The sequence below is a fragment of the Phytoamicus setariae genome (assembly GCF_016722925.1).
GTDB classification, from domain to species: Bacteria; Pseudomonadota; Alphaproteobacteria; order Rhizobiales; family Rhizobiaceae; genus Rhizobium_E; species Rhizobium_E setariae.
Genome location: NZ_JAEQNC010000003.1, coordinates 153,182 through 166,506 on the forward strand (window position 1 = coordinate 153,182; position 13,325 = coordinate 166,506).

The 13,325-nt window shown below is 60.2% G+C and carries 15 protein-coding genes; 4 read left to right on the forward strand and 11 right to left on the reverse strand.

Annotation, left to right across the window (positions count from 1 at the left end; genetic code table 11):
• The first annotated feature begins 1 nt into the window (after window position 1).
• Window positions 2-385 carry a VOC family protein gene (locus tag JJB09_RS05990; RefSeq protein WP_201654620.1) on the forward strand — a complete coding sequence of 128 codons (384 nt, stop codon included), beginning with the start codon at window positions 2-4 and terminating at the stop codon, window positions 383-385.
• Window positions 386-390: 5 nt separating this feature from the next.
• Here the strand turns inward: JJB09_RS05990 and JJB09_RS05995 are convergent, their stop codons facing one another.
• The 3 genes from JJB09_RS05995 to JJB09_RS06005 form a co-directional block, all read right to left on the reverse strand.
• A complete protein-coding gene (locus tag JJB09_RS05995) occupies window positions 391-1,791 on the reverse strand; it encodes an MDR family MFS transporter (RefSeq protein ID WP_201654623.1) in 1,401 nt (466 codons plus the stop codon).
• Between the two features lie 114 nt (window positions 1,792-1,905).
• Complete coding sequence (locus JJB09_RS06000) at window positions 1,906-2,199, reverse strand: TfoX/Sxy family DNA transformation protein (protein ID WP_201654626.1); 294 nt, start codon at window positions 2,197-2,199, stop codon at window positions 1,906-1,908.
• A 4-nt stretch (window positions 2,200-2,203) separates the two neighbouring features.
• Window positions 2,204-2,617, reverse strand: a complete 414-nt coding sequence (locus tag JJB09_RS06005) for a tellurite resistance TerB family protein (RefSeq protein WP_201654629.1) — start codon at window positions 2,615-2,617, stop codon at window positions 2,204-2,206.
• A 211-nt stretch (window positions 2,618-2,828) separates the two neighbouring features.
• On the opposite strand from JJB09_RS06005, the gene gshB reads away from it, so the two are divergent.
• Both gshB and JJB09_RS06015 read left to right on the forward strand, forming a co-directional pair.
• Window positions 2,829-3,776, forward strand: coding sequence for a glutathione synthase (gene gshB / locus JJB09_RS06010; RefSeq protein ID WP_201654632.1), 948 nt, complete (start codon window positions 2,829-2,831; stop codon window positions 3,774-3,776).
• A 204-nt stretch (window positions 3,777-3,980) separates the two neighbouring features.
• Window positions 3,981-5,513, forward strand: a complete 1,533-nt coding sequence (locus JJB09_RS06015) for a YifB family Mg chelatase-like AAA ATPase (protein ID WP_201654635.1) — start codon at window positions 3,981-3,983, stop codon at window positions 5,511-5,513.
• 37 nt (window positions 5,514-5,550) lie between these two features.
• Here the strand turns inward: JJB09_RS06015 and cysK are convergent, their stop codons facing one another.
• From cysK to JJB09_RS06040, 5 genes are all read right to left on the reverse strand, one after another.
• The gene (gene cysK / locus JJB09_RS06020; RefSeq protein ID WP_201654638.1) at window positions 5,551-6,519 is read right to left on the reverse strand and encodes a cysteine synthase A; all 969 of its coding nucleotides are present in this window, start codon (window positions 6,517-6,519) and stop codon (window positions 5,551-5,553) included.
• Window positions 6,520-6,649: 130 nt separating this feature from the next.
• On the reverse strand, window positions 6,650-7,267 hold the full coding sequence (locus tag JJB09_RS06025; RefSeq protein WP_201654641.1) for a LysE family translocator: 618 nt from the start codon (window positions 7,265-7,267) through the stop codon (window positions 6,650-6,652).
• Between the two features lie 156 nt (window positions 7,268-7,423).
• A complete protein-coding gene (locus tag JJB09_RS06030) occupies window positions 7,424-8,323 on the reverse strand; it encodes a GNAT family N-acetyltransferase (protein ID WP_201654644.1) in 900 nt (299 codons plus the stop codon).
• 12 nt (window positions 8,324-8,335) lie between these two features.
• A complete protein-coding gene (locus JJB09_RS06035) occupies window positions 8,336-8,641 on the reverse strand; it encodes an NIPSNAP family protein (protein WP_201654647.1) in 306 nt (101 codons plus the stop codon).
• A 52-nt stretch (window positions 8,642-8,693) separates the two neighbouring features.
• Entirely contained in the window at window positions 8,694-10,247 is a 1,554-nt protein-coding gene (locus tag JJB09_RS06040) for a VOC family protein (RefSeq protein ID WP_201654650.1), read from the reverse strand.
• 70 nt (window positions 10,248-10,317) lie between these two features.
• On the opposite strand from JJB09_RS06040, the gene JJB09_RS06045 reads away from it, so the two are divergent.
• The gene (locus JJB09_RS06045; RefSeq protein ID WP_201654653.1) at window positions 10,318-10,884 is read left to right on the forward strand and encodes an NADPH-dependent FMN reductase; all 567 of its coding nucleotides are present in this window, start codon (window positions 10,318-10,320) and stop codon (window positions 10,882-10,884) included.
• Between the two features lie 15 nt (window positions 10,885-10,899).
• Here JJB09_RS06045 and JJB09_RS06050 read toward each other — a convergent pair whose 3' ends face one another.
• From JJB09_RS06050 to JJB09_RS06060, 3 genes are read right to left on the reverse strand one after another with little or no spacing between them, the layout of a single operon-like run.
• Window positions 10,900-11,166 (reverse strand): hypothetical protein, encoded by a 267-nt coding sequence (locus JJB09_RS06050; RefSeq protein WP_201654656.1) that lies wholly within the window; start codon window positions 11,164-11,166, stop codon window positions 10,900-10,902.
• A gap of 7 nt (window positions 11,167-11,173) precedes the next feature.
• On the reverse strand, window positions 11,174-11,866 hold the full coding sequence (locus tag JJB09_RS06055) for a hypothetical protein (protein WP_201654659.1): 693 nt from the start codon (window positions 11,864-11,866) through the stop codon (window positions 11,174-11,176).
• A 56-nt stretch (window positions 11,867-11,922) separates the two neighbouring features.
• Window positions 11,923-13,320, reverse strand: a complete 1,398-nt coding sequence (locus tag JJB09_RS06060) for an APC family permease (RefSeq protein ID WP_201654662.1) — start codon at window positions 13,318-13,320, stop codon at window positions 11,923-11,925.
• Between the last annotated feature and the right edge of the window lie 5 nt (window positions 13,321-13,325).

Here is a 13,325-nt window from a genome sequence, read left to right on the forward strand (position 1 = left end):
CATGCTGCTTTATGTAACCGTCGGCACCAACAACCTCGAACGCGCGCTTGAATTTTACGATCCCGTCCTTGCTACACTCGGCTATGTCAGGCGTGTCCTGAAGGAGGAGGAGATCGGCTACGCCGCGCCAGAAGACGAGCGCTGCCGGTTCTGGATTCTTTATCCCTACGACAAGCAGGAAGCCTCGTCCGGCAACGGCTCCATGACGACCTTCGTCGCGCCGGATCGCTCGGCGGTACGCGCTTTTCATGCCGCAGCGCTGCTGTATGGCGGCGAAGACGAAGGCAAGCCGGGATTGCGCCCCTATCACGCCAATTTTTATGGCGCCTATATCAGGGATCCCGACGGCAACAAGCTGTCGGCGGTCTGCGAAAACGCCGAATAAGGCCTTTACGGCAGCTCTTCCTCGATTTTGTCGATGCGATGTCCCGATACAGCGCTGCCAGCACCGGCTGGCAGGCGCGATATCGGAAACGCGGCGGCGATATTGAGTACCGCGACACACAAGAACGCAATGTGGAAGCTGGCAATTCCCAGCGACTGGCCGGTTGCGACGGCGTGAATTTCCAGAATGATGCCCGCGAAAGCCACACCGAGCGCGCCTGATATCTGCTGGATCACTGCATTCAGGGCCGTTGCCTGGCTCGTCTGGTTCCTCTCGATATCGGCAAAGCCGAGAATATTGATGCCGGTGAAAAAGAACGAACGGACAAAGCCCGTCAGGAAAAGTATGCCAATCAGCACGATATAGGGTGTGTCGGGGAAGAAGAAGGCATTGGCCGCGGTGCCGACAGCCGAGGCCGTGGCGGCTGCAAGCAGGGTCCGTCGGAAACCGAAGCGCAGGAAAACCCTGCGCGCCACGAACTTGGTGAACAGCGCCCCGCCCGCCGCCACGAACGTAATGAGGCCGGAATGAAAGGCCGAGAAGCCGAAACCCAGTTGCAGCATCAACGGCAGCAGGAAGGGCACCGCCCCCATGGCAATCCTGAAGATGGTGCCTGATGTGACGCAGACGCGGAACGTCTCGATGCGAAAGAGGCCGAGATCGAGCACAGGATGGGGATGCCGGCGGGCATGGCCGATAAAGAGGAGCGTCGACAGCGCGCCGATTGCGGTTGCCGCAACACCAATCGCCGGCGGCAGCGCGGGGAGGCTGACTACCGACAGGCCGAACACGATTCCGGCCGCGCCAATCCCGCTGAGCACGAACCCGACCAGATCGGCCGGCGGCGGCGGCGGACTGTCAATCCTGGGCAGGTAGATGACCGACAGCGCGATGCCGATAAAGCCGATCGGCACGTTGATCAGGAAGATCCATTCCCAATTGAAGTAAGTGGTGATGAACCCGCCGATCGGCGGTCCGACCAACGGGCCGATGACACCGGGTATCGTAAACATCGCCATGGCCGAGACCAGCTCGGACTTCTTGGTCGAGCGAAGCAGGATGGCGCGGCCGACCGGCGTCATCATCGAGCCGCCCATGCCTTGCAGGAAGCGCGCCATCACGAAGGAGATCAAGCTGCCGGACACGGCGCAGAGGACGGAACCCGCCATGAAAACGCCGATGGCGATGAGAAACACGCGTTTGGCGCCAAAGCGGTCTGCCGCCCAGCCGGAAAGCGGGATGAACACCCCAAGCGCCACAAGATAGGACGTCATCGCCAGCTTCAGGGTGATCGGGCCGACTGCCAGATCGGCGGCAATGGCCGGAAGCGACGTCGCGATCACGGTCGAATCCATCTGCTCCATGAACAGCGCGACAGCAAGAATGAGAGGAGCGAAACGGTGCAATGCGGCAATCCGGTGGTGGTGCGACTCGTAGGGACAAGCCCATCCGACGGAGAAACCAGAGACAGCAAATCGGGTCGCTGGCAAGGCCAACCGGTGCGAAATCCGGCCTTCAGACTAATCCTGAACTGCCGGCCCGCTCTCGAAACGTCTCAGCCGGGCCTCGACCATTCTCTCCAGCTCGGCCTTGTGTTCCAGCGTTAATTGCCGCCAATCCCTATCGGCAAGCGCGCCGGCGATCGCGTGAAGCATGTTGCGACTGATGGCCTTGCCGAAGCGGAAGCAAAGCATGGCATACGCCTCAACGGCGCCCAACGCGCGGAGGTCATCGACCGAGTTCACCCCGATCTCAGCAAGCAGCGCTTCAGATTTCGGACCAAGATTGCGCAGCGCCGAAATCGGCTCCGGCATGACTTCACACCCTGCGGAAACGCGCTATCGCACTGCGTTCGATGGCTGCTGCAGTCAGCTTGTCGATTTCTAGCCGCGCCCGCAACAACTGCAGAAACCGGACTTCGGTCTGGTCAAGCCAGAGATCGGCGGTCGCGACTTCCACCGCCAGCGCATAGGCCGTGTCATAAAGCCGGGGCGGCAATGCATCCTTGATGGTTTCAAGCGCGATCTCGAGGCCCTCCGACCCGGCAAGAATCGCCTGGACTTCGCGGGTTGCAGGAATGATTTTTTCTTCGTCGAACCCTTGAAATACCGGCAGGAACTTGGCCAGCCGCCCGATGCGCTGCAGCTCAGCATCCGGCATATGGCCATCGGCGGCCGAGACCATCACCATCACATAGATCAATGCTGCGGGAATCGTCACTGTATTTGCCATTCGAAAGTCCTTGCCTGCCGGTCATCCGCCTGAGTTAGAGCGGTGAAGCCGAGAAATCAAGGCAAATCCGGTGCTTTGCAGCATCATCGCGCCCGACGGAAGCCTGTCTTCGCATCAACGGATAGCGCACGGTTCCCGGGCCGCGACCCTTGCCACGACCGGGCTTCCATCCTACATGATGCGGACCTCAACCCCCTGCGGAGTCTCAAGAATGGCAAGGATCAAGAACGTCGCCGTACAGATGGATCACGTCTCCACCATCAACATCGCTGGCGACTCCACTTTTGCCATGAGCATCGAAGCGCAGGCGCGCGGATACAAACTCTTCCATTATACGCCCGAACGGCTGTCCATGCGCGACGGCAAGATCCATGCAACAGTCGAGCCGATGACGTTGCGCGACATCAAGGGCGATCACTATGAACTCGGCGAGCCCGAACGCGTCGATCTCGCTACCATGGACGTTATCCTGCTCAGGCAGGATCCGCCCTTCGACATGGCCTATATCACTTCCACGCATCTGCTGGAGCGGCTGCATCCCAACACGCTGGTGGTCAATGATCCGGCCTGGGTGCGCAACTCGCCGGAAAAGATCTTCGTCACCGAGTTTGCCGACCTGATGCCGAAGACGCTGATTACCCGCGATGTCTCGGAGATCGCCAGATTCCGCGCCGAAATGGGCGACATCATCCTCAAGCCGCTCTACGGCAATGGCGGGGCGGGCGTATTTCACTCCACGCGCGACGACCGCAACTTCTCCTCCCTGCTGGAAATGTTCGGCCAGATGTTCCGCGAACCCTTCATCGCTCAGCAATATCTGCCTGATGTCCGCAAGGGCGACAAACGCATCATCCTGATCGACGGCGAGCCTGTCGGCGCGATCAACCGCGTTCCGTCCGAAACCGATTCCCGCTCCAACATGCATGTCGGCGGCCGGGCCGAGCATTCCGAACTGACAGCGCGCGAAAAGGAAATCTGCGCCCGCATCGGGCCGTCCCTGCGCGAACGCGGCTTCATTCTCGTCGGCATCGACGTGATCGGCGACTACATGACCGAGATCAACGTGACCTCGCCCACAGGCATCCGCGAAGTGCGCAAATTCGGCGGAGCCGATATCGCCTCGCTGTTCTGGGACGCGGTCGAGAAGAAGCGCGGCTAAGGTTCCCACACGCAGACGAAGTGACTGGTTGCCACAATATGTTCCACCAGCCACAACCCGACGCAACCTGATTTCAGCCGCTGCGTGAAATCCGTTCGATCAATGTTCTTGTTTTATTCCCTGCTCCATGCTTTATTACAACCGATAGCCGCCGAGGGATAGTTTTTCCCGTCGTTGTGCGGCATACGTGGGGGCGCAAGCATCATGGTTGCGAGGGTAAGCACGGTTGCATTCCAGGGTATAGACGGCTTGCCCGTCGACGTGCAGGTAATGGTGGCACCCGGCAAGGTCGGCATGCAAATCGTCGGATTACCGGACAAGGCCGTCGCCGAGAGCCGGGAACGCGTCCAGGCTGCGTTGCATGCCTCTGGCCTGGCCCTGCCGCCAAAGCGGGTTACCGTCAATCTCGCGCCTGCCGATCTGCCCAAGGAAGGCAGCCATTTCGACCTGCCCATCGCGCTGGCGCTGATGGCGGCGCTCGGTGCCATACCGGGCGATGCATTGCAGGATTACCTCGTGATCGGCGAGCTCAATCTCGACGGTACGGTTGCTGCGGTCGCGGGTGCGTTACCGGCGGCGATCGCGGCAAACGCTCTGTCCAAGGGGCTCATCTGCCCTTTTGACAGCGGCCCGGAAGCGGCATGGGCGGGATCAGATATCGATATCCTGGCACCCCGCAGCCTGATTGCGCTTGCCAACCATTTCCGCGGCACGCAGGTTTTGTCGCGGCCGGAACCGGCAATTCGCCAGAACCCGGCCAATTTTTCCGATCTCGGCGAGATAAAGGGACAGGAAAGTGCGAAGCGCGCGCTGGAAGTCGCAGCCGCTGGCGGGCACAATCTTTTATTTGTAGGCCCACCCGGTTCGGGCAAATCGATGCTCGCCCAACGGCTTCCGTCGATCCTGCCACCGCTCGCAGCCTCCGAGTTGCTGGAGGTCTCGATGATTCACTCCATCGCCGGCCAGCTTTCCGGCGGCAAACTCTCGGACCGGCGCCCCTATCGGGCGCCGCACCATTCCGCCACCATGGCCGCGTTGATTGGCGGAGGATTGCGAGCCAAGCCGGGCGAAGCATCACTGGCTCACAACGGCATCCTGTTTCTCGACGAGTTGCCCGAGTTCAATCCACAAACGCTCGACGCTTTGCGCCAACCGCTGGAGACCGGCGAATGCGTCATTGCCCGTGCCAACCATCACGTCAGTTATCCCGCCAGTTTTCAGCTGATCGCCGCCATGAACCCCTGCCGCTGCGGCATGGCCGGCGAACCCGGGCACAGTTGCGCGCGTGGCCCTAGATGTGCCAGCGACTATCAGGGCAGGATTTCCGGCCCGCTGCTGGACCGGATCGATATCCGTATCGACGTGCCGGCGGTCTCCGCCACCGATCTCATCCGGCCTATGACCGCCGAGCGAAGCGAAGTCGTGGCACGGCGAGTGGCCTCCGCCCGCGAACTGCAACGCGACCGCTTCCTTGCGGCCGGAATGCCGGCGCTGTCATCCAATGCACGATGCTCGACATCGCTGATCGAGAAGATTGCCGAGCCCGATGCCGGCGGACTGCAATTGCTCAGGGATGCCGCCGAAAAGATGAAATTTTCCGCCCGTGGCTATCACCGCATCCTGAAAGTAGCCCGCACCCTGGCCGATCTAGACCAATCGCAGCATGTCGGCCGAATCCATCTGGCGGAAGCGAATTCCTACCGCATTGCCGGCGACCGCTTGCAGAGCGCGGCGTGATTGGAAAAGGGCCGGATGATTACCCGGCCCCTAAGATTCAGCCGCCGAGCCCTTCGAACAGCGCCGTCGACAAATAGCGCTCGGCAAAGGACGGAATGATCACGACGATGTTCTTGCCGGCATTCTCTTCGCGTTGGCCGAGTTTGATTGCCGCTGCCAGCGCAGCGCCCGAGGATATGCCGACCGGCACACCTTCTAGCCGGGCGACAAGACGTGCATAGGCAAACGCATCGTCATTGGTGACGGTGATGACTTCGTCATAGACCGACTTGTCGAGGATAGCCGGGGCAAAGCCCGCGCCGATGCCCTGGATCTTGTGCGGTCCGGGATTTCCGCCGGACAGGATCGGGGAGTCGGCCGGTTCGACGGCGATGACCTTGATTGACGGCTTCTTTGCCTTCAGTACCTGGCCGGCCCCGGTGATCGTACCACCGGTGCCAATGCCGGAAACAAGGAAATCTACGGTGCCATCGGTATCGTTCCAGATCTCCTCGGCAGTGGTCTTGCGGTGGATTTCCGGATTGGCGGGATTTTCGAACTGCTGCGGGATAATGGCGTCGGGCAGCGTCGCGGCAAGCTCTTCGGCCTTGGCGATGGCACCCTTCATGCCCTTCGGACCCTCCGTCAGCACCAGTTCGGCACCCAGCAACGCCAGCATCTTGCGACGCTCGATCGACATGGTCTCCGGCATGGTCAGAATGAGCTTGTAGCCCTTGGAGGCGGCGGCGAAAGCCAGCGCGATACCGGTATTGCCGGATGTCGGTTCGACAAGCGTCGTGCGGCCCGGCGCGATCTTGCCTTGCGCTTCAAGCGATTCGATCATCGCAACGCCGATGCGATCTTTCACCGATGCAATCGGATTGAAGAACTCGAGCTTTGCCAATAGATTGGCCTTGACGCCCTTCTCCTTCGCCAGCTTGTCGAGGCGAACGATCGGCGTATCGCCAATCGTCTCGGTAATAGAATTGTAGACCCGGCCGCGACCCGGCTTGCGTGTATCCGACATGGCATCACTCCCTGTTGTGTGACGCGAAGGTAGGCTGTCAGCTTCCATCTTTCCAGACAGATTCACGCTCGGCATCGGTATTTTCAGAAAAATTCGACCAGAAGACCGAGCAAGCTGGAAATATTTTCTACTAATTTGCCCGAATTGCTATGTAACCTGCCGTCCCGGCCAGAAAGCTGGCGGCCAGACGGTTAAGATATTTCAATGCCTTGGGCTGCCGCAAGAGCTCGCGCGCACGGGCTGCGAGCGCGATATACGGCACCGTCACAACAAGCAGAATGGTGAATGTCGCGGCCAACAGCGTGAAGTAGTCCGTCAGAGTCAGCGTCTCGATATTGACCAGCGTCGGAACGAGAGCGACATAAAACAGCATTGGCTTCGGATTGCCGAGCGTCACGAACAGGCCCGAAGCAAAAGAATGCAAAACCGAGCGCTTCGGACCGGCCTCAATATCCGTCCTCATGATGCCCGCCGTCCAGATCTTGTAGGCCATCCACGCAAGATAGAGAACGCCGGCATATTTGATCACCATGAAAGCCGTCCCGAATGTCTGCGCGACAACCGACAGGCCAAGCACGACAGCCGTCAGGAACACCGCATCGCCGATCATCAGGCCGACGGCCATGGCAAAACTCTCAACGAAACCGGCGCCAAGTGCGCGCGCAACGAGCGCAGCGATACCCGGTCCGGGTATCAACGCCGCGACGAAAAGAGCAAACGAATAAGCAAGCAGTGTGGTTATCGTCATCGCACGTCACTCCAAGGTTGTTCTCAACTAACCCCGAGGGAGCCTCGCGTCAACCAACGGCGCTGATATTTCGTACTTTTGGCATTTTTTCGCTACATTTTTTGGACACTTAATTAAATTGCCGAAATTCAGACGGATTTCTGCCCTCTACTTCAATCAAAATTCAGCCATTGGTGAAAGAGCAACGAACCCGGCAGGAAGCGCTGTGAACGCAGGCGCCCGCAGCATCAGATCGCACGGCCAGCCCGCCGGCCCCACTGCATATCCACTCCAGCCGAGCCTGTCGGGCGGAAAATGAACGACGATGCAATCGGCGACAATACCGAGCCCACCAACAATTTCGTCCAGGCTCGGCATCTCGTCGGCCACGATATCAAGAAGATGCAGCACACCCGCTTCATCCACCCTCCATGCCGCGATCGCATCGAGATCCGGCAAATAGGAAAGATTGATCGAGGGATCGAAACAGGCGTTCAGCAAAAACGTTTTAGCCTCGCTGGCGACTGCGAAGACGGAAGAAACCGGCGTCCGGCTCGCCAGCTTCGCCTGGAGCAAGGAGATCTGCTCGACCTCGTCCATGGAAAGGCGCACTGGCGGCGCTCCGGCCCCGCCCGGCTTCGGCGCGGCGCCGGTAAAAATCGACTGATCGACCGCCTGGAACCCGTAGGACTGATAGAGCTTGGGCTTGTCCGTCAATAGCAGGCCAAGTTCGAAGCCCTGCTCATCCGACCATGCAAAAGCGCGGCGCATGAGGTCGCGATAAAGCCCCTGCCCGCGATATTCCGGCCGGACCGCGCCAGATTGATAGCCGACGGCATCAACCAACCTCCCCTCCACCATGAGCGGCATCGAGAAGGCGCTGAAATTGGCAACACAGCGGCCTTGAGCATCGAAGTAGCCGAAGGGCATCGCTGTCAGATTAGGGCCGCCAAATCGATCCAGCGCCAAAATGTCGATATCGAAGACATCCTGCAGTAGGTCCGCAAGAGCAGTGAATGCCACTCTGTCGGAAAAGTAGCCCTGCCGAAACTGAAGCTCATTCTTCAATGCGGTCATTGTCCTGTTCCGTCAGCCAAGCAACGGCTTCATGAAGCTGCGCTCGTAGCTGAGAATGCAGCGCGTCTGCTCGGCATAGGCAAAGGCCGCCTGGCATTCGGCATCCACTGCCATTTCAGTGCGGTAGACTTCATAGGCGGCCAGTGACGGGAAACTAAACAGGGCCAATGCAATATTGTTTGCCCCTTCATGCGGCAGAAAATAGCCGTGGTGGGTTCCGCCCAGACGATTGACCAGCGGGATCCACAGCTTCGAATAGTGCTCGAATTCCGCCAGCTTGTAAGGGTCGATGACATAACGCAGATAGCAAGTAATCAATTAACGTCTCCTGATGTCGGCCAACTGCCGTAGATGGATGGGAAGCAGCCCGTCAAGACTGTTCGGCCAGCCAGACCGCAGCGAACTTCTCATCGTCCGGCAGTAGTTCGTGTTGGCCGGGAATGTGCTGGTGCCTCACGTCGGCACCCGCAGAGCTCAAGGCCTCCGCCAGCGGTACGGCAAGCGGCGCGTACGGGTCCTCTTTACCCGACAGTATAAGCACGCGGCTACCGGCAAGTTCGGCAGGCGGGTGCGCTTCCAGAACCATCATGGCCCGCAACAGGATTGCGCTCTTTATAAGCCCTGGCTGGAGCAACATAGCAGCACCGAGCAGATTGGCACCGTTCGAATAACCCAGAAATGTCACCGCTTGCGGGTCGATGTCATAGGCTTGCGTCGCGCCTTCGATGAAGGATGCAAGAGCAGCGGCCTCGTTCTGCACGTCGCCTTGATCGAAGGTCGTGGCATCGAACCGTCTGAAGAACCGCGCCACGCCCTCCTCGTACGAACGGCCACGCAGGCCAATCAGCGTTGCATTGGGCGCCAGCCGCCGCCCGAGCGGCAACAGGCTCGTTTCATTGCCGGCCGTGCCATGCAGGAGAAACAGCGCCGATCCATCCGGCTGCTCCGGCACATGCAGACGATGGACGAATGGCAGTTCACGGTAGACCGTGCGTGGTTCACCCGGCATGCCGAATTGCGGCAAGATCACCTTGATGTCCTGTTCCCGGCGTTGAAAGTGCGGCGGGATGAAAAGACCGCTCCCCAGAGCCGCCAGAGGCTCGTCCGCGGTAAATCCCGGACCATCGGTCGCAATTTCTAGCAGCGTGCCGCTTGGTTCGCGGACGTAGAGCGAATAGAAATACTTCCTGTCATGAACGTTGACGGGACCATGCGCCTCGTCATTGAGATTGTTCGAAGCCGCCTCCACCTCGGCCCTGTCGGAAGCCCGTACCGCAATATGGTCGATCGTTCCTGTGCCGGGCGCGGCCGTCCAGAAACCGCCTGCGTCCCTGACATCGATGACGCTGCCCGCCTCCGATCCAAGACGAATATGCGCATTCTCTCGGCTGCTTTCGGCAAAGCCGGCGTAGCGGGAAACGAACGCCGCAGTTTTCTCCGGCTGTTCGGACAGAATGGTGGCACCCCGCAACCCCACTATCGCCTCGTCGGACGAAATGTCCGGCGAAATCCAGGGATGCAACCTGGAGAGATCGTTGACGCCGACAAGCTTGACAATGATACCGTCGGGATCGGACAGCCGCAGCACAGGCTCGCCGAACTCGACAGCCGGTCCGCTGGATTTGACTCCAAATTTCAAGGCGCGCGTCAGCCAGAAGCCGATCGCCTCGGGGCGAATCGCAAGCGAAATCTCGCTTGGTGCACCGTGGCCGACGCGACCCGGCGAACCATTCTCCCAGACGAGAAAGGTAACGAGCGAACCGGGGCTTGCCACGGCATCCCCATAGAAAAGGTGCAACTGGGTCGCGTCTTCGAAACCGGCCGTGCGCTTGACCAGCCGGAGCCCTAGAAAGCCGGCATAGAAATCCACATTGGCCTGAACATTGCCGGTAATGAGCGTGATATGGTGCAGTCCACTGGTCATTGCGCTATTGCCTTGTTTTTCTTAGTGTCCGGTGGCTCACAATACACGAAACCGGCGATGGGAATACGGAATGGCAAAGCTTGTAGGAATTTCGGGCAGCCTGCGAAAGGGCTCGTTCAACAGCGCGTTGTTGCGCGCGGCAGTTGCCGGGGCAGGTGCTGATGTCACGCTGGAGCCGGGTTCGATCGAGGGTATTCCACTCTACAACGGCGACGTCGAAGCCGCCGAAGGCATTCCACAAGCGGTCCGGGTCCTGAAGGAGCAGATCCAGTCCGCCGACGGCGTCATCCTTTTCACACCAGAGTACAACAACTCGATTCCCGGCGTCTTCAAGAACGCCATAGACTGGCTATCACGCCCCTCACCAGACATCATCAAGGTGTTCGGAGGCCGGCCGTTTGCAATTGCCGGCGCATCTCCCGGCAATTTCGGCACGCAGCTCTCGCAGAATGCCTGGCTCAGCGTACTGCATACGCTAGGCGCGCACATCTGGTCGGGTAAACGCCTGATGGTTCCACGCGCCGGTTCCGTCTTCGATTCCGATGGCCGTATCATCGATGATGCAATTGCCAAGCGCCTCGACGCGTTTGTCGCGGCGTTCGCGGACTATGCAGGCTCGCTTAAGCAGGAACGTTGAAACACTTCGGTGCGGTCAACGGGAAAGGCCGGCTCCGGCTGCACGCAATCGTGCACGGCGATAGGCATCGGGGATCGAGAGCGCCCAGATGAACAGGCCACCTGCATGGCGGCCGAGGAAGGAATGTTCCGGGGTTGTCGTAGCATAGGTGAGGGCAGCAAACAGCACCACGAACAGGGCAAAGGTCAAGCCACGCTTGGCCTCGCCCACCGCGACATGACCGGCACCCGGCAGCAGGACAGCGAGCGCAAGGACCAGGCGCGGGTTCAGATTCTTAGTCATCGCGACCTCATGCAGCACGATTGGTTTCGGAAAGTGGCGGCACGGCCAGCGCCGCCGCGAGCGATATAACCGCATCGATCGCGTGGCGTATCGTATCCGCCGGCACGATGGTCAGCGGGAAGCGAGACTGGCGCAGAACGAGATGAGCCGCCCGGTCACCCTGTGCAGCCTGCCGCATGATCCGCGCACCCAGCGGAGTAATGACCGCCTCCTTGACGAGGGGATCGGCAAACAATTGCTGGAAATATAGGGAAATCTCCGCCGCCTGAGCCGACGTCCCGGTCCCATCGCCGCGCATGAGTAGGGATGCACCCGTCTGCGGCGGCGTGATCCATTCCGGCATATCATGGACCATCGAGTAGTATTCGGCACCGGTCGGGCGCGCCAGTGCCCCGATTTTCGGACGTGCCTGCGCTTCACGCTCGACAAGCGTCACCCGCAACCACAGTTGCGGCAGGCGCCGGACAACCATGGTGTCGGCGACAAGTTCGATCCGCACCCGCCGGCCATCCTCGATACGTCCGCAGACGACTGGAAACTGGTCGGGCGCAAGGCTGGTTGCCGGCTCGGCAATAAGACCCGGAGCCTCGTCCAGCAAACGATGGCGCATCCGCATCGCCTGGCGGTGATCGTCCATTGCCCTGACGACAATCCACGCGCAGGCAGCGATGGCAAAAATCAGAACTGCGTAACTCGTCATCGTACCCACCCCAAAAAGAAAACGGCGGCCGGAATGTCCGGCCGCCGGCAAGGATGTCAGTAACCCCTGGGCTTCGGCCAGGGCATCGTGAACTGGTCGCCGCGGCGCACATAACGATAACGCCGGAAGTGGAACCAGAGCGAGGCCACGATGTAGAAGCCGACCATGGCGATGAGCTGCGTGCCGTAACCGAGGAACACCGCAAAGTAGGCCGTCGCGCAGAGGATCAGCAGCACGATGGTGGGAAGCGGATGCATCGGATGCACATAGCCGCGCTTGATGGTATCGAGCGGCCACTTGTTGCGGAACATCACCATGTTGAAGGTCATGAAGGTGTAGCCCAAGAGACCCGACAGGATCGAGAAGGTCACGACCTGGTCGAGCGGCGCGCCCAGAGCGAAGATCAGCGCGATCGGCACGAGGAAGACGATCGACCGGTAGGGCGTGCGATAGACCGGATGAACCGCACCGAACCAGCTTGGCAGGTAGCGGTCGCGTCCCATCGAGAACCAGGCGCGGGATGCATCGTTGATGCAGCCGTTGGCCGAGGCGAGCGTCGCCAGGATCGTGCCGATGAAGAGCAGCACCATCAGGCCCGAATTGCCGGTAACGCGTGCCGCATCGAAGAGCGGCGTGCCGGCCTGACCGAGATATTCCCACGGGATGAGGCCCGAGCAGACATACCAGGTCATGGTGGCGGCAATCAGCAGGGTCATGATGCCGGCCATCGTGCCGTATGGCAGCGAGCGGGCGGGCGAGCGAACCTCTTCCGCAGCCTGGCAGGTCCCTTCGATGCCGAGATAATACCAAAGTCCGAAATGCAGCGATGCGATGATGCCCACCCATCCATACGGCAACGGGTCGGTCGTGACCGCCGAAAAATCGAGCGGTACGCTGGAGACGCCGAACTGAACCGAGAGGAACAGGGTGATGATGGCCAGGAAGGCGATCGCGGTGATGACCAGATTGAAGGTCAAGGTCGCCAGCACGCCGCGATAATTCAGCCAAGCGAGGAACATCACGGCCAGGATGATGAAGGGCTGCTGGTTGAGGCCCGAATGCCCCTGCATGCCCGCCACCGTATCGAGAAGAAAGCCGATGGTGATCGCATTGGCCGCTTCCAGCATCGTATAGGCCATGACCAGGAACAGGCCGACATTGAAGGCCATCAGCGGGCCGACGATGTGCTTGGCCTGGGCATATTGACCGCCAGCCGCAGCAACCGTCGAGGTCACCTCGGAATCGATCATTGCCACGCAGGTATAGAGAAGACCGGCCACCCAGCAGGCAACCAGGCCGGCAATCATGCCGCCTTTGCCGACCGAAAAGTTCCAGCCCATATATTCGCCGACAAGAACGATGCCGACGCCCAGTGCCCAGATATGGGCCGGGCCGAGCACGCGCAGCAGTTGGAGCCGCGGCGGCTCGCTTGCAGTAGATTTAACGTCTGCCATTGCCG

Excerpts from the sequence above, each read along its gene's own strand:
- JJB09_RS05990 (WP_201654620.1), top strand. The coding sequence starts at position 2 with ATGCTGCTTTATGTAACCGTCGGCACCAACAACCTCGAACGCGCGCTT.
- JJB09_RS06000 (WP_201654626.1), bottom strand. The coding sequence starts at position 2,199 with ATGCCGGAGCCGATTTCGGCGCTGCGCAATCTTGGTCCGAAATCTGAA.
- JJB09_RS06005 (WP_201654629.1), bottom strand. The coding sequence starts at position 2,617 with ATGGCAAATACAGTGACGATTCCCGCAGCATTGATCTATGTGATGGTG.
- gshB (WP_201654632.1), top strand. The coding sequence starts at position 2,829 with ATGGCAAGGATCAAGAACGTCGCCGTACAGATGGATCACGTCTCCACC.
- JJB09_RS06015 (WP_201654635.1), top strand. The coding sequence starts at position 3,981 with ATGGTTGCGAGGGTAAGCACGGTTGCATTCCAGGGTATAGACGGCTTG.
- cysK (WP_201654638.1), bottom strand. The coding sequence starts at position 6,519 with ATGTCGGATACACGCAAGCCGGGTCGCGGCCGGGTCTACAATTCTATT.
- JJB09_RS06025 (WP_201654641.1), bottom strand. The coding sequence starts at position 7,267 with ATGACGATAACCACACTGCTTGCTTATTCGTTTGCTCTTTTCGTCGCG.
- JJB09_RS06030 (WP_201654644.1), bottom strand. The coding sequence starts at position 8,323 with ATGACCGCATTGAAGAATGAGCTTCAGTTTCGGCAGGGCTACTTTTCC.
- JJB09_RS06040 (WP_201654650.1), bottom strand. The coding sequence starts at position 10,247 with ATGACCAGTGGACTGCACCATATCACGCTCATTACCGGCAATGTTCAG.
- JJB09_RS06045 (WP_201654653.1), top strand. The coding sequence starts at position 10,318 with ATGGCAAAGCTTGTAGGAATTTCGGGCAGCCTGCGAAAGGGCTCGTTC.
- JJB09_RS06050 (WP_201654656.1), bottom strand. The coding sequence starts at position 11,166 with ATGACTAAGAATCTGAACCCGCGCCTGGTCCTTGCGCTCGCTGTCCTG.
- JJB09_RS06055 (WP_201654659.1), bottom strand. The coding sequence starts at position 11,866 with ATGACGAGTTACGCAGTTCTGATTTTTGCCATCGCTGCCTGCGCGTGG.
- JJB09_RS06060 (WP_201654662.1), bottom strand. The coding sequence starts at position 13,320 with ATGGCAGACGTTAAATCTACTGCAAGCGAGCCGCCGCGGCTCCAACTG.